Annotated in this window: 9 protein-coding genes; 5 read left to right on the forward strand and 4 right to left on the reverse strand. The window is 59.5% G+C overall.

The window, feature by feature from the left end; genetic code table 11:
• Nucleotides 1-82: 82 nt before the first annotated feature.
• The 3 genes from HUW35_RS07975 to HUW35_RS07985 all read right to left on the reverse strand — a co-directional run bounded on the left by HUW35_RS07975 (nt 83) and on the right by HUW35_RS07985 (nt 4,068).
• The gene (locus HUW35_RS07975; protein WP_181255052.1) at nt 83-622 is read right to left on the reverse strand and encodes an META domain-containing protein; all 540 of its coding nucleotides are present in this window, start codon (nt 620-622) and stop codon (nt 83-85) included.
• Nucleotides 623-786: 164 nt separating this feature from the next.
• A complete protein-coding gene (locus tag HUW35_RS07980; protein ID WP_181255053.1) occupies nt 787-1,260 on the reverse strand; it encodes an META domain-containing protein in 474 nt (157 codons plus the stop codon).
• A gap of 648 nt (nt 1,261-1,908) precedes the next feature.
• Nucleotides 1,909-4,068, reverse strand: coding sequence for a TonB-dependent receptor (locus HUW35_RS07985; RefSeq protein WP_181255054.1), 2,160 nt, complete (start codon nt 4,066-4,068; stop codon nt 1,909-1,911).
• Nucleotides 4,069-4,238: 170 nt separating this feature from the next.
• Between HUW35_RS07985 and HUW35_RS07990 the strand changes: the two genes are divergently transcribed.
• The 5 genes from HUW35_RS07990 (at nt 4,239) to HUW35_RS08010 (ending at nt 12,489) form a co-directional block, all read left to right on the forward strand.
• Nucleotides 4,239-7,640 (forward strand): PAS domain-containing hybrid sensor histidine kinase/response regulator, encoded by a 3,402-nt coding sequence (locus HUW35_RS07990; RefSeq protein WP_181255055.1) that lies wholly within the window; start codon nt 4,239-4,241, stop codon nt 7,638-7,640.
• Nucleotides 7,641-7,707: 67 nt separating this feature from the next.
• On the forward strand, nt 7,708-8,907 hold the full coding sequence (locus tag HUW35_RS07995) for an MFS transporter (RefSeq protein ID WP_181255056.1): 1,200 nt from the start codon (nt 7,708-7,710) through the stop codon (nt 8,905-8,907).
• Entirely contained in the window at nt 8,894-9,838 is a 945-nt protein-coding gene (locus HUW35_RS08000) for an alpha/beta hydrolase (protein WP_181255057.1), read from the forward strand. The genes HUW35_RS07995 and HUW35_RS08000 overlap by 14 nt, the downstream gene beginning before the upstream one ends.
• A 102-nt stretch (nt 9,839-9,940) precedes the next feature.
• Nucleotides 9,941-10,549: an HdeD family acid-resistance protein gene (locus HUW35_RS08005; protein WP_181255058.1), complete on the forward strand. Its 609-nt coding sequence runs from the start codon at nt 9,941-9,943 to the stop codon at nt 10,547-10,549.
• A gap of 140 nt (nt 10,550-10,689) precedes the next feature.
• Entirely contained in the window at nt 10,690-12,489 is a 1,800-nt protein-coding gene (locus HUW35_RS08010) for a PLP-dependent aminotransferase family protein (protein ID WP_181255059.1), read from the forward strand.
• 12 nt (nt 12,490-12,501) lie between these two features.
• Here HUW35_RS08010 and HUW35_RS08015 read toward each other — a convergent pair whose 3' ends face one another.
• On the reverse strand, nt 12,502-13,731 hold the full coding sequence (locus HUW35_RS08015) for an MFS transporter (RefSeq protein WP_181255060.1): 1,230 nt from the start codon (nt 13,729-13,731) through the stop codon (nt 12,502-12,504).
• Nucleotides 13,732-13,828: the final 97 nt, after the last annotated feature.

Here is a 13,828-nt window from a genome sequence, read left to right on the forward strand (position 1 = left end):
GAATGACGCTTGAAGCGGCCCTTGTGGCCGCTTTTTTTATGTCTGCCTGTGCGTGGCGGAGCGTGTTTATGCGCGAGTGGCTTTAGCGGGCTGGCGGGGCGACTTCACCGGTCTGCTTGAACTCCAGCCGCGTGCCGTCGTCGCCTTCCAGGACCAGGGTATCGCCGCGGGCGTGAGCGCGGGTGACTCGCGGTAGCGCCAGCAGAAAGTCTTTCTCCAGCTCGCTACTCTTGCGGCGCCCCACCATGCGGGAAATCGTCGGTGGCTTGAGCCATTGGATGGTGCCGCCGTCGCTCAGCCGGAACTGGCCCAGATAGGGATTGGAGCCGGCACTGCCGCGCACAAAACCGAGCTTGTCGCAGCCCAGGTAGGGGCGATCGCGCCACATCTTCTGCCAGAACATTCGGGACTTGTGTTCGCGCCCATCGACGGACAGCGTATCCAGCAGCCACTGACGCTCGCAAATGGCGTCGCTATTGGTGGCGCGCATTGCCGATGGCTGGGTGTCGCTGCTACCGCAGCCGGTGAGGATTAGGCCCGCAAACAGCAGAGCGAGAAGGACCGCGTGCGCGCGCAGTGCACGGGTGAGGTTGAGTTGTGGCGGCAGAAACGGGCGGTGCATTTGTTCCATCCGGTGGGTATTTGCGCCATTTAACATCAATTGCCGGCGGGTGTCTGTGACCCATCCGGTCTATCCGGTACCTGATTACGGCTGAAATATCCGTTGCCGTGTTAGCCGTGGTGTGTGGTGAGGAGTGGGACGGCCAGGAAAACGGCGGGCTGCCGTCAGCTGCCCGCCTTGATGTATTCAATATAGATATCCCCGGACACGTCCCGCAGGATCAGGCGACCGCCGCCGCTTTTCACGAAGGCCTGGCGGGTGCCGGACAGGGCGCGCAGGTACTGGGTCTCCTGCTCCATCAGTTGCGGGGGGCCGGCCATCTTGGTGGATGCGAAACTGTCGGTGTCCCACAGGATCTGGCCATTGCTGGTCACCTGCATGGCACCGCGGTAGGTATTGATGCCACTTTTCCCCATGGCCTCGCCATCGCTGTTACACAGGAAGGTAAATTCCCGCGGCTGGTCCACCGGAATTGCCTGCCCATTGATGCGCAGCAGGCGCATTTCCCATTTGTCGCCGCATACACTACTCAGCGAGCCCGGGGTCTGGGTCGGGCCCGAGTCCTTGCCATCCATGTTCATACAGCCGGCAACGACAATGGCGAAGCCCATCAGCCACACCGGGAAAATTCTGTTCATAACCTTCCGCTCCCTGCTTGCAGATAGATGTAGCTTAGTCATCCCCGGCCATAGCGAGAGGACAGCGGCGACAGCTTGTGGCGGAAATGGTCACAGAAACGGGTATCGGCGGGCGCCAGCGCCCGCGCGGGTACCGCACAATGGGTTACGACTGTCGCACGCAGCGTACGACGACTTTTGAATCCAGTTCCTGTTCGAAGCACCGGAAACGGGTGCCATTGACGTTGAGGGAGCGCGGCGCATCGCGGCGGCCACTCCTCGGCCTGCGGTCGGAAGATCTCACCGACATGTGGGCGGGGTTCATATGTGGGGGGACGGCGCTGCTGAAAGCGCGGTTGGCTTGACTTTCCCTCGGCTCGGTTGACGTACAACCGGCAACAACTCCTGTCGCTATCGCCGCAGTCAGCAGAATACAACTCAATTTCTGCACGCGGATACCTCGATGGCTGATTCGAGGGTGCTTCACTGCAGCCCTCACTTTTCAGCCTAGAAGAGTCCGCTGCCAAAGTGTGATATTTGGCGCCAATTTAAGAAAAGATGCGCCGATACGGAGATCGAGGCGACAGTCCGGGATGAGAAAGCGGCAATAAAAAAGGGGCCCCGAGGGGCCCCATTAATGCTATTCACAACAATGCAAGGAGGACGTGATTAGAAGTTGTAACTACCTGTGAGTGCGATGGTGCGGGGTGCGCCGTAGAAACCGGTCTGCAAGCTGGGGCCGAAGTCATAACCAGCGATGCGGTATTCGGTATCGGTCAGATTTTTCCCTTGCAGTCCAAGATTCCAGTTGCCATCGGGGCTGTAGTAAGTAGCAGTCAGGTCAACCAGCGTGTAACCCTCTTGGTCGAGAATGCTCGGAGTCTCGAAAATCTGTGTGTCCGAGCGATACGATGCTGAGGGAACAATCACCATTTCGCCGCCGGCGACTGGCAGAGACCAGTTGAGCTGGATCATCGCAGTGGTGTCTGGCGTGTTCTGCATATCGCGGGTATCGGCAATATTTTCTCCGCCGGACATGAACTCGATGAACTCTGCATCCACCCAGCCGAGGTTGGCGTTGGCGGACAGGTTGTCGGTCAGCGCTAAAGACGCTTCCAGCTCGATACCCTGAATTCGGGATTTACCAGCATTCAGAACGTCACCGGCAGTGGTCCCATCGTCAAGCAGGCGCTGGGTAGTCAACTGCATGTCGGTATAGTCTGCGCGGAATAGCGCACCGTTCAGGCGTAAGCGATTGGCGAGGAGGTCAAGTTTCCAGCCGAACTCCATAGTGTCCACTGTTTCCGGTGCGTAGCCCTCTCTGGTGAGCGGGTTGGCCGTCTCTACGCCGCGCATGTCGAAGCCGCCAGATTTAAAGCCAGTGCTATAAGTGGCGTACAACATGGCATCGTTACTGAGTTGGTAATCAATGCCAACTCTGGGTGTAAACTCCCCCCAGGAGTCACTGTTTGTATAGTCGGTACGAACGGCCGCTACGATAGGGGCAGCCGAATCCGCATAGTACTTGTCGTGGGAGAAGTCACTGCCGAGACCCGCGATCACGGCGTTGTAAACGTCCGCTTCTTTGTCGTCTTTGGTATAACGTCCGCCGAGATTCAGGTTCCACTGGTCAGCAAACTGCCAGTTATAGTGCGCGTAGGCGGACAGGCTTTGGGTATCTACGCTGCCGTTAACGGCCACACTAATGGGAGCCAGTACAGCGTCGTAGGCGCCAGAAGCGGTGCCGTCGTAGTAGTAAATACCACTGACCAGGTCTGCATTTTCACCCTGCCAGATGAGCTGGAATTCCTGAGTGAATTGTTCATCGTCGTAAATCGCGGGAACGTCAAAGCTCGGGGTGTTGACGCTGTCAAAATCAATAACGGTATCGGATTCGCCCTCGCGGCTCGCTGTTACTGATTTCACAGTTACGCTGTCAGAAAGTTGCCATTCCGCGGTGAAGGACATACCGCTGGTTTCCACCAGGTTGTCCGACGGCAGGTTCGACTCGGTATCGTAAACACTGTCCAGTACCGGTTCACCGTTGACGCCCGGATCAAAGCGATGGCCGTGTTTGGACGCGGACTTATCCGTGGTTTTATCGGCAGCGAAGCGGAAAAACAATGCTTCGGTCGGTGAGTATTCAAGGCTTACTCGAGCTGCGAGAATATCTTTGTTGTACTGGTCTTCACCGGTAATAACGTTCTCACCGAAGCCATCGCGATTGAAGCTAGCGATGGCCGCGCCAATATTCAGGTTTTCGGTCAGCCCGGTGGAGGCTTTCAGTTTCAGGTCGCGCTGGTTGTAGCTGCCCAGTGCGCTACCAATGGAAATCTCAGTGTCACCGGTCATTTTCTTGGTGACATATTTCACCGCGCCGCCGATGGTGTTCTTGCCGTACAGGGTTCCCTGCGGGCCGCGCAGTACTTCGATTCGCTCTACGTCGAACACGTCCATTACCGCGCCCTGCGGACGGGCGATATAGACATCGTCAATGTAGATGCCAACACCTGGCTCATAGCCCCACAGTGGGTCTTGCTGGCCAATGCCGCGAATGAATGCGGTGAGGGTGGAGTTGGTACCGCGGCTCACCTGCAAAGTGGTATTGGGGGACATCTTCTGGAGCTCGGTCATATCGGAAATGCCGTTCTCCATCAGCTGGGCTTCACCAATGGCTGATACCGCCACCGGCACTTCCTGCAGTGACTGCTCGCGCTTCTGCGCGGTTACGGTTACTTCTTCGAGCTGGGGCTCGGCGTAGGCGAAGCTGGCACCGCAGGCGAGCATGACACCTACGGCGAGGGGGTTGAACTTTATCGTTTTGCGCATGGCTCTCTCCGATCACCAGTAGTTATGGTTTTTATCTAAGTTACGGATCTGCACTGTATCTTCTGTGTAGAGCCTTGCCTGCTAGACCAAGGTATGAAGCCCGGGTCGTAGTCAGAGCAGGACAAAAAACAGCCGTTAGGGTAGGCTTTCAATAATAACCAAAATAATGAATGAGGCGCCAATTGTTCAGTCTCTCCCTGCTGGCCGCCGTGGGCCTGATCTATCTGCTGCTGCTGTTTGCCATCGCCTTCTGGGGTGACCGGCTGCCGGCCGGGCGTATCCGTCCGCTAAAGCCCCTGTTGCTCGCCCTGGCCGGGACCTATACCAGTGCCTGGATGTTTTTCGGCGTGCCCGCCCAGGCGGTGACCGAGGGCTGGCTGCTGCCGCCCACCTTTGTCGGCGCCAGCCTGATGCTGGTCTTCGGCGCCCCCCTGCTGATGCGCTTTGTGCGCCTCTCCAAGCAGCAGGGATCCACCTCCATCGCGGACTTTATCAGCGCCCAGTACGGCGGCTCCCAGTGGCTCGCGGCGGTGGTAGCCCTGCTCGCGGTGGTGGCCATCGTGCCCTATCTGTCCCTGCAGCTGCGCGCGGTGGCGGACAGCTTTCTGCTACTGGCCCAGAACGTGGAGGACCGGGGCATCAGCGCCTCGGTGGTGACCGGGGTGGTGAGTGTCACCCTGGGACTGTTTGCGGTGCTGTTCGGCACCCGCCATATCGACAGCAGTGTGCACCGCAATGGTATGTTGCTGGCGGTGGCCTTCGAGGCGCTTGTGAAGATCGGTGCGCTGATCGCCGTGGCCTGGTTTGTGGTGTACAGCGCGTTCGATGGCGCAGCGGATCTGACCCGCGCGGCACTGGCGAGTGAAAAAGTCGCTGCGATCGCCGAGGCACGTCCCGGCGACACCGGCTATCTGGCGGTGGTGATACTGGGGATGGCGGCCATTTTCTGCCTGCCCCGTCAGTTCCATATCCTGATGATCGAGAGCGACGACGAGCGGGATATCGGCCCGGTGCGCAAGTTGATTCCGCTGTATCTGGCCCTGGTCTCGCTTGCGGTGCTGGCGGTGGGTTACGGCGGCATGCTGTGGCTGCCGGAGAACTACACCAATGCGGAGCGCTTTGTTCTCGGGGTACCACTGGAAAGCGGCATCCCGTGGCTGGCGCTGCTGGCCTTCGTCGGCGGTCTGTCCGCCGGTTCCAGCATGGTGATCATTGCCACCATCGCCCTGTCCACCATGATTGCCAATACCATGATTGTGCCCTGGTGGTTGAAGCGCCTGCAGCAGCGCCCGGCGGGAGTGGCCCTGGGGAGCGACCTGCGGCGGGTGCGACGGGTCATTATTGGGCTGTTGATGCTGGCGGCCTTCGGCGTCAGCGAACTGATTGGCTCCGGGGTCAGCCTCGGTACCTTTGGTCTCCTGTCCCTGGCGCTGGCGGCACAGCTGGCGCCGGCGATGATTGCGGCGGTCACCTGGCCCGCGCGTTGGCCGCGATTGCGCGCCGCGGGTGTGGTGACAGGACTGCTGCTGGGCACCCTGGTGTGGGCGCTGTCTGCACTGCCGTCAGCCCTGGGCGGTGAGGACTGGATTGCCGGTGCACTGGGGCTCGCCTGGAGCCCGCTCTCCATCGCCTGTGTATTCGGCCTGGGTATCAATGCCGCCGCGCTGATTGCCTGTTCCCTGTTGCAGCAGCGCTGGCTGCCGGGCAGTGCCGTTGCGGAAGTGGCACCGGTGGATCGCGCGCGTCTGCGCCAGCTGCTGGCGCGTTTCGTGGGTGAGGACGCCGCGGACCGCGCACTGGCGCCGGTGCTCGAAAGCAGCGAGCCGAAAAAACCGCGTGCCTCGGCGGAGCAGTTCCGCGATGCGGTGGAGAAAATCCTCGCCGGTATCGTCGGCAGTACCAGTGCCCGGCGCCTGGTGCGCCAGCTGAGTGAACCGGAGATCGCCGCCCAGCAACTGGACCAGGCATCGGATATCTACCAGTTCGGGCGCGGACTCCTGCAGAGCAGCATCGACAATATCGATCAGGGCATCTCGGTGGTGGATGCCAACCTCAATCTCGTGGCCTGGAACCGCCGCTATCTGGAGCTGTTCCACTATCCGCCGGAGATGATTTACGTGGGCCGCCCGGTGGCGGAGCTGGTGCGCTACAACGCGAGCCGCGGTGAGTGCGGTCCCGGTGTGGTGGAAGACCATGTGAACAAGCGCGTGGAGCACCTGCGCAACGGCACCGCCTACCGGGTGCAGCGCAACCGCACCGACGGCACGGTGCTGGAAATTCGCGGCAATCCTCTGCCCGGCGGCGGTTTTGTAACCACCTATACCGATGTATCCGACTACCAGCGCGCGCTGGCGGAGCTCACCGATATCCGCAACTCCCTCGAGCACAAGGTGGCCCATCGCACCGCCGAGCTGGAGAGCGTGAATGACGAGTTGCAGACCCTGAACCACGAGCTGCAGGAAGCCAGTGCCGGCAAGACCCGATTCCTCGCCGCCGCCAGTCACGACCTGGTGCAACCGCTCAATGCCAGTCGCCTGTTTATCGATGCACTGGCCGCACACCCGCTGGAAGACAACAGTCGCCAGTTGCTCACCCGCGCAGACAGCGCGCTGGCCGCGGCGGAAACCCTGATCACCGATATGCTGCAGATCGCGCGTATGGACGCGGGAGATATCAAGCCCAGCTTCGCGCCGGTGCCCCTCGACAGCATCCTCGACGACGCCGTGGCCCAGGCGCGCCTGGGGGCAGAAAGCCGCGGCATACGCCTGCGTTATCGGCGCAGTCACCTGTGGGTGCAGAGCGATGAAAAAATGCTGCGGCGCGTGGTGCAGAACCTGCTGGACAATGCAGTGAAATATACCCGCGAGGGCGGTGTCCTGATCGGTGCCCGCCGCAGGGGCGACGGCGTTTCCCTGGAGGTGTGGGATACCGGTGAGGGCATTGCGCCGGATCAGCAGCAGGCGATTTTCCGCGAGTTCTGCCGTCTCACGCCGAAGGATTCTTCAAGCCAGCGACAGCACGGCTACGGCCTCGGCCTCGCCACCGTGGAGCGCCTGTGTCGCCTGCTCAATGCGCCCATCGCACTCGCCTCGGTGCCCGGTCGCGGCAGTGTGTTCCGGGTACGCCTGCCCCGCGCCACGGCGCGGGTGGATGCCCTGCGCCGGGTCAAGCGGGGCAGCGGGCGCGGTGTTGCGCTGGACCTCCAGGTTCTGTGTGTGGATAACGAGCCCGCCATCCTCGAGGCCATGGCCGCGTTACTGGGTGGCTGGGGCTGCACCGTACACTGTGCCCAGAATCGGGCTGAGGCGCTGGCAGCGCCGGAGCCGGAACTGCTGTTGATGGATTTCCACCTGGACGATGGCGATAACGGCATCGACCTTGCGGCGGAGTTGCTGGAACGCTGGGATGGCGATGTGCCCTGCGTGATTATCTCCGCAGAAAACACCAATACGGTAAAAACCCGCGCGCAGCAGGCCGGCTGGCAATTCCTGCAGAAGCCCCTGCGGCCCGCAGCCCTGCGCGCCCTGCTGCAGCAGAGTATCCGCGCTGCCGATGCGACCAAGGTCGTATAGGCAGGGGACGTGTTCACGCGCAGTCTGAAGCGTAATATCCGGAATAATAAGAAGTGGTATCAGAGCGATGAAAAAATACCTGTTGGAAATACTGATGTTCAGTGCCTACGCGCTGTTCGCGGCGAGCTGGGTCTCCGGCGCCATTCTCACGCCGGCGATTCAGGCGTCGTTTGGTGAGGAAGGCTTTGCCAATGCCACCTGGGGCAGCAACGTCATCACCCTCGCCAAGATCGTAGGCAACCTCGCCGCCGCCGCGCTGCTGATGCGTCTCGGCGCCAAGCGCGCCTTTGCCCTTGCGATTATCCTGATTGCCGCCGGCGGCCTCGGTGCCCTCGCCGGTAGCTACGGTGGCTGGCTGCTGTCACGCTTGGCCCTGGGACTTGGTGGTGCGCTCGCCATCGTCTACTTCGCGCCGGTGGTGCTGCACTATTTTTCCGCTGAGGAACGTCCCCTGATCAACGGTATCAACGCCGCTGCATTCAATACCGGCAACCTGCTCGCGCTGCTGTCCACCACTACCCTGCTCACCTGGCTTGGCAGCTGGCAATCGGTGGTTGTGCTGTATGGGGTGATGGTGCTGGCGCTGGGGGTGCTGTGGTGGCTCAGTGCAGAAAATTTCTCGCTGTCTGGTGGCGGTAACAAGCCGGATGAAAAATACGGTTTCAAGCAGGGCATCAAGCAAGGCTTTAACTGGTGGCTGCCGCTGGCGTATTGCGGCGTGCTGTTCTGTTATATCGCGGTGTTCGCGCTGTTCCCGCTGATCGACGGGTTTGCGGTGGCGAGCAGCGATCTCTCTGCAGTGATGATCGCCGCGGGCATGGTGGGTACCGTGGCCGGTATCATCATCACCAAGCGCTATGCACTGCGTCTGCCGGTGCTGCGCTACGCGGGCCTGGCGCTGGTGGGTTTTGCCGCACTCATGGTCACCAGCCGCGATCCGATCATTGCCTACTCCGCCGCCGCACTCGCCGGCTTCTGCATGTTCCTGCCAATGACCGCCTTGGTTACTCTGCCGCAGGAGTTGCCGGGTATGACACCGGCGAGGATTACCGTCACCTTTGCCATGTTCTGGTCCATTTCTTACGGGGTGGAAACCGTATTGATGTACGGTGCCGGATTGCTAGCTGACGCCACCGGCGAACCCGCCAGTGCAGCCTACTTTGCCGTGGCCTGCTCGGCGTCACTGTTTATCTTCTCTTTCCTGCTGCCGGAGAGCGGCAAAAAAATCGAAGCGGAAAACCTGGAGGCAGAAAATGCGGCAGCTTGATCACAAACTCGCGGAATGGCTGGTTGCAGTCAATGCCCAGGTCGCGCAACTAAAGAAAGCCGGTTTTGAGCCCACCCCGATTTCCGCGCGGGAAAGCCTCGCCAATCTGACGGCAAACTTTGTCGAGCCGGGTCCGGAAATGCCGGTGTGTGAAACCCTGGTGCACGGAGGGGAATACCCGGTGCCGGTGCGCATCTATCAGCCAAATGCGCAGTCGCAGGAAAAGTGCGACGGCGCGGCCATCATTTACTGTCACGGCGGCGGCCATATGGCGGGCAGCGTGTCCGTCTACGATCCCATTTGTCGCCGCTTCGCCGAGGCCTGTGGGCGCACCCTGATCTCGGTGGAATATCGCCTGGCTCCGGAAAATCCCTATCCCGCAGCACTCAACGATCTGCTCAGTGTGGTGCGCAATCTGGGCGCGGCGCTCGATAGAAAAAATATTGCCCACAACGGACGCTGGATCCTGATGGGCGATTCCGGTGGCGGCGCCCTGTGCGCATCTGCGAGCCGACTGTTACAGCATCAGCCCCATTGCATCGAAGCCCAGGTGCTTATTTATCCGAGCCTGGACTACACCATGCAGACGCCGTCCATCGAGGAAAACGGCCGCGGCTACCTGCTGGAGAAGGAAAAGATTCACTGGTACTTCGAGAATTACCTGAAGCGTGCGGAAAACCCGTTACAGGTTTCTCCACTGCATGGCGAGTTTACCCGCAAGCTGCCGGCCAGCCTGGTAGTCACTGCAGAGTTCTGCGCGCTGCGCGATGAGGGCGTGGAATATGTCCGCAAGGTGCGCGAGGGTGGCGCCAATGCGGAGCACCTGCACTTCGACGATATGATCCACGCGTTCATGAATGTCGAGAAACTGGTGCCGGATGCGTGCAGCCGTCTGTATCGCCATGTGGCGGAGTACCTGCAGGGCGTTTGATAGCTCGACCGGGCTACTCTTTCCGGAAAAATAAACTCGTTTTCTGTGTCTGTAGAGACTAAAACTTCCGCTCCCGCGAATGTAATTAGCCCGGAGCGAGCTATGGCCACAGAGAACGATCTGAATCCATCCTCCAATTACCTTTCTACCCGACCGCTATTGCGCGCCTTGGCGGACAACTGGTGGGTGGCGCTGGTGCGCGGCCTCTTCGCCATCCTTTTCGGTGTGCTCACTTTTCTCTGGCCAGGTATTTCCCTGCTGAGCCTGGTTATCCTGTTTGGTGTTTACTCGCTGATGGATGGCGCTGTGGCCATTTACGGGGCGATTACCGGGCGTGGCCAGGTCAGTCGTTCATCCCTGTGGTGGCTGTTGTTCGTCGGTATCACAGGTATTGCCGCGGGTATCGTCACCTTTATCTATCCACAGGTAACCGCGCTGGTGCTCGTGATCTTTATCGGTGCATGGGCGCTGGTGCGGGGCATATTCGAGATTATCGGTGCGGTGCGTCTGCGCAAGGAAATCGATCACGAGTGGTTGTTGATCTTCGCAGGGTTCATGTCGGTAATTTTCGGGCTGGTACTGCTTGTAAATCCCGGTGCCGGCGCTCTCGCTCTATTATGGCTGATCGGCGGCTATGCCATCGCTTTCGGCATCATTTTGGTCTGGCTCGCGTTCCGCTTACGTAAATTGGCACATAAAACGCATACCTGACTGGCGATCGCCAGGTTCTCTGTGCGGGGCTGGCGTTACTGGACTGGCGCCCGCCCTTGAATGTCCCTCAGCCCCGCGGCAAACTGCCTCAGCGGTTGAATCCCATTTAGGCGGCGATAACAAATTATAACGAGCCAAACATGAGCGAAGCACTGATCGTTCTCGACTCCTCTGCGGAAAAAAGTCTGCAGCAGCAGATTCGTGAAAAACTGATCCAGGGTATTCTGTCTGGGAGCATTCCCGCCGGACATAAAATGCCGTCATCACGACGCATGGCCGAACAGCTTGGGGTTGCTCGCAACACGGTGGTGCTCGCTTACCAGCAGCTGGTGGATGACGGATTTATGGTCACCCGCGAACGCAGCGGCTTTTACGTCAGTGAAACCGTATCTCAGCAGGGACTTATCAGCCACAGTGCGGGTGGGCCTCAGCGAGATGAAGATGACCGCAACTACTGGCGCAGCCACTGCAATCCGGTCTCGGTCAGCCGCCGTGCCCTGCAGGCCCGTCCGGCCAATTGGCTGCAATACCCCTATCCGTTTGTCAGTAATGAATACGACCCGCGCCTGTATCCCGGCGCGGAGTGGCGGGAGTGTACCCGGGATATCTTTACCGCGAGGGAAGTGGCCCAGTGGGCTACCCTGGGTAATAACGAGGATGATCGTCACCTGGTTGAACAAATCTGTACTCGCCTGTTGCCCCGCCGCGGTATCTATGTCGACCCGGGCCAGATACTGTTAACCAGTGGCATGGAGCAAGCCTGTTATCTGCTGGGCGAACTATTACTTGGCAGTCAACGTAAACTTGCGCTGGTGCACCCGGCGGCTGGTGAGACCGGGGAAATTTTCCGTCGCACCGGTGCGCAGATATTGCCGCTCACCCAGGATGCGGATGGGCCGCAACTGGACGATAACCTGAAAGCTGCTGACTGTATTTACCTGCAGCCCAATGTACATAACCCCACCGCTGTTACCAGCAGCCTGGAACGGCGCCGACGGCTGCTGAAGCAGGCCCGTGAGCAGCAGGCTGTGATTATCGAAAACGACTGCGATCACGACTTCTGTTACCACGGCAACCCACTGCCGCCCCTGAAAAGTATGGAGGGCGGTAGCCCGGTTATTTACCTTTACCAGTTCCCCAAGGTCATCGATCCCGGTATGCAACTGGCTTTTATGGTTGCCCCCAAACCGGTAATCCAGAGATTGCGTGCGTTGCGCTACACACAGCGCGAGCGCGTGCCTACGCTAAATCAGCGCCTGTTGGCAAAGTTTGTCGCAGCCGGGCACCTGGATGCGGCACTGTTCAAGATTACTCAGCAGTTGAAAGAGCGTTGGATCGCATTGGGCGAAGCGCTGATGTATCACCTCCCCAAGTTGAAAGTTCGGCGTGCCAGCTGCGGCACCGCCTGCTGGCTGGAATTGCCAGAGCACATGGACGGGACGCAGTTACAGATTAGTGCGGAACGGAATGGGTTGCTGCTGGAGCCGGTTAGTGATGGAAGTGCTGTGCGCCTCGGTTTTTCTGCCATCGACGCAGATAGAATCGAGGGGGGTGTGCGGGTGCTGGCGCAACTGATTAACGGAGAGCTTCAGGCGGAAGAGGAAACCCTGGACATCGCGAGCGGTCGGCGCCTGAGTGCAAAAGAATTGCAGAGTGAAATGCCCGGAGCGATTTTCCTGGGTACGAATACCTTGGGAGAATCATATCGCATTGAACTCAAACCCGACGGCACCATGCTCGGTTACTCCCGCAATGATGTGGAGATGGACGAGACCGACACCGGTCGCTGGTGGCTCGACGGCGACCAGTGGGTGCGCCAGTGGCGCACCTGGTCCTATGGCCGCAGAGCGAGCTTCCATGTGGTAACCGATGGTCACCGGATCAAGTGGTTCAATGAAACCGGTAAGCTGATCGATGCGGCGATCATTGCCAACGAGTAAATTTGCCGGGCCTTAATTTGTTGAGGCGTGGTCCAGCCGCGCGGCGGCTGGAATCGCGACCATGCAGATAGCCAATACCACAACGGTCAGGATGATCAGCTGGGTATAGCTACCGCCGCCGGTAATAAAATACCCGGCAAACAGCGGCCCACACGCCAACCCAAGCTTGGATGCAAAACCACCAAACGCTCCCATCTGCCCCGCGCTGTCGAAGCGTGCAGCCATGGTCAGGAAATAGGGCACGCAGAATGCCCAGGTCATACCGGTTACCACGTTCGCAAGGATAAAGACCGGGCGAATATCGCTGTATGCGAACAGTAGCAAACCCAGCAACGTAATTACCAGCGCGGCCGCCAGCGGCTTGGCCAGTGGGTATTTTTGCCCGGTGACCGCGGCCAGCGCAGCGCCGCCGATGGCGATCAGGTTAGCCCAGAACAGAGTCTGGCTGATAAAGCCGAGTGGTAGCTCGAAAGTTTTTCCGAGATCGAAAATAAATGCAAACAGGGCCATGTTCGCGAACTGGAAGCAGAACAGTGCAACCAGTGTGACTATGATGGGAAGCATGGGTAACGGTGTTGCATTTTCCTTATGCGAACGGCTTTCCGCTTCCGTCGGCAGTGGGTAATCGGCAATCAGCGGCAGCATGCACAGGGTGATGGCACTGAATGTAATCAGTGCAAAGAATGGAACATAAGTGCCGTGCTCTGCCACCAGCGCAGGCAGGAACCCCACGCCGATAGCCCCGCCAGTGTATTGAACCAGCAGCACCATGCTGTAACTCCTTCCCGCGATACCACTGCGGGCAATCGCCGCAAAGCCCAGGCCTACCAGCGCACCGCCGAGAATACCGTGTACCAGTCGCAAGGGGATCAGCAGATCCAGATTTGCCAGCTGAATGGTCAATACATCCATGCCAATGGAACAGCACAGAAGAATGGCTGCAGCGCGTTTCCAGCGAGGGATATGGCGGATCAACCAGGAAACGATAAAGGCCCCGATCACCGCGCCTATGGTATTGGCAAAGGTAATCTGTCCCGCCTGCTCCGCACTCAGGCCGGCGCCTGCCATCAGCGCATCCACAATGACCGGAAAGATATTTACATAGTACAGGCCGGCCGAAGACAGAAAGGCGAGAAATATACTCGCCGCCCAGCCGTTGCTGACCGCAGCAGGGCGAGTGCCACCATCGTCGGCAAGGGCGGCTGGGATTTCAGTTGCTGCGCTGTTGGCTGGTTCTTGCATGCCTGCTCCGGTGACTCTTTATTGGATTGTTCTTGTCAGTTAGTGCTGGTTGCATCAGTGGCCAGCTCCCGGACCAACGCTAACCTATTACATGGCC

Origin of the sequence: Microbulbifer sp. YPW1 (assembly GCF_013367775.1) — a bacterium.
Taxonomy (GTDB): domain Bacteria; phylum Pseudomonadota; class Gammaproteobacteria; order Pseudomonadales; family Cellvibrionaceae; genus Microbulbifer.

Coding starts and splice junctions, on each gene's coding strand:
- HUW35_RS07975 (WP_181255052.1), bottom strand. CDS start 622: ATGCACCGCCCGTTTCTGCCGCCACAACTCAACCTCACCCGTGCACTG.
- HUW35_RS07980 (WP_181255053.1), bottom strand. CDS start 1,260: ATGAACAGAATTTTCCCGGTGTGGCTGATGGGCTTCGCCATTGTCGTT.
- HUW35_RS07985 (WP_181255054.1), bottom strand. CDS start 4,068: ATGCGCAAAACGATAAAGTTCAACCCCCTCGCCGTAGGTGTCATGCTC.
- HUW35_RS07990 (WP_181255055.1), top strand. CDS start 4,239: ATGAGGCGCCAATTGTTCAGTCTCTCCCTGCTGGCCGCCGTGGGCCTG.
- HUW35_RS07995 (WP_181255056.1), top strand. CDS start 7,708: ATGAAAAAATACCTGTTGGAAATACTGATGTTCAGTGCCTACGCGCTG.
- HUW35_RS08000 (WP_181255057.1), top strand. CDS start 8,894: ATGCGGCAGCTTGATCACAAACTCGCGGAATGGCTGGTTGCAGTCAAT.
- HUW35_RS08005 (WP_181255058.1), top strand. CDS start 9,941: ATGGCCACAGAGAACGATCTGAATCCATCCTCCAATTACCTTTCTACC.
- HUW35_RS08010 (WP_181255059.1), top strand. CDS start 10,690: ATGAGCGAAGCACTGATCGTTCTCGACTCCTCTGCGGAAAAAAGTCTG.
- HUW35_RS08015 (WP_181255060.1), bottom strand. CDS start 13,731: ATGCAAGAACCAGCCAACAGCGCAGCAACTGAAATCCCAGCCGCCCTT.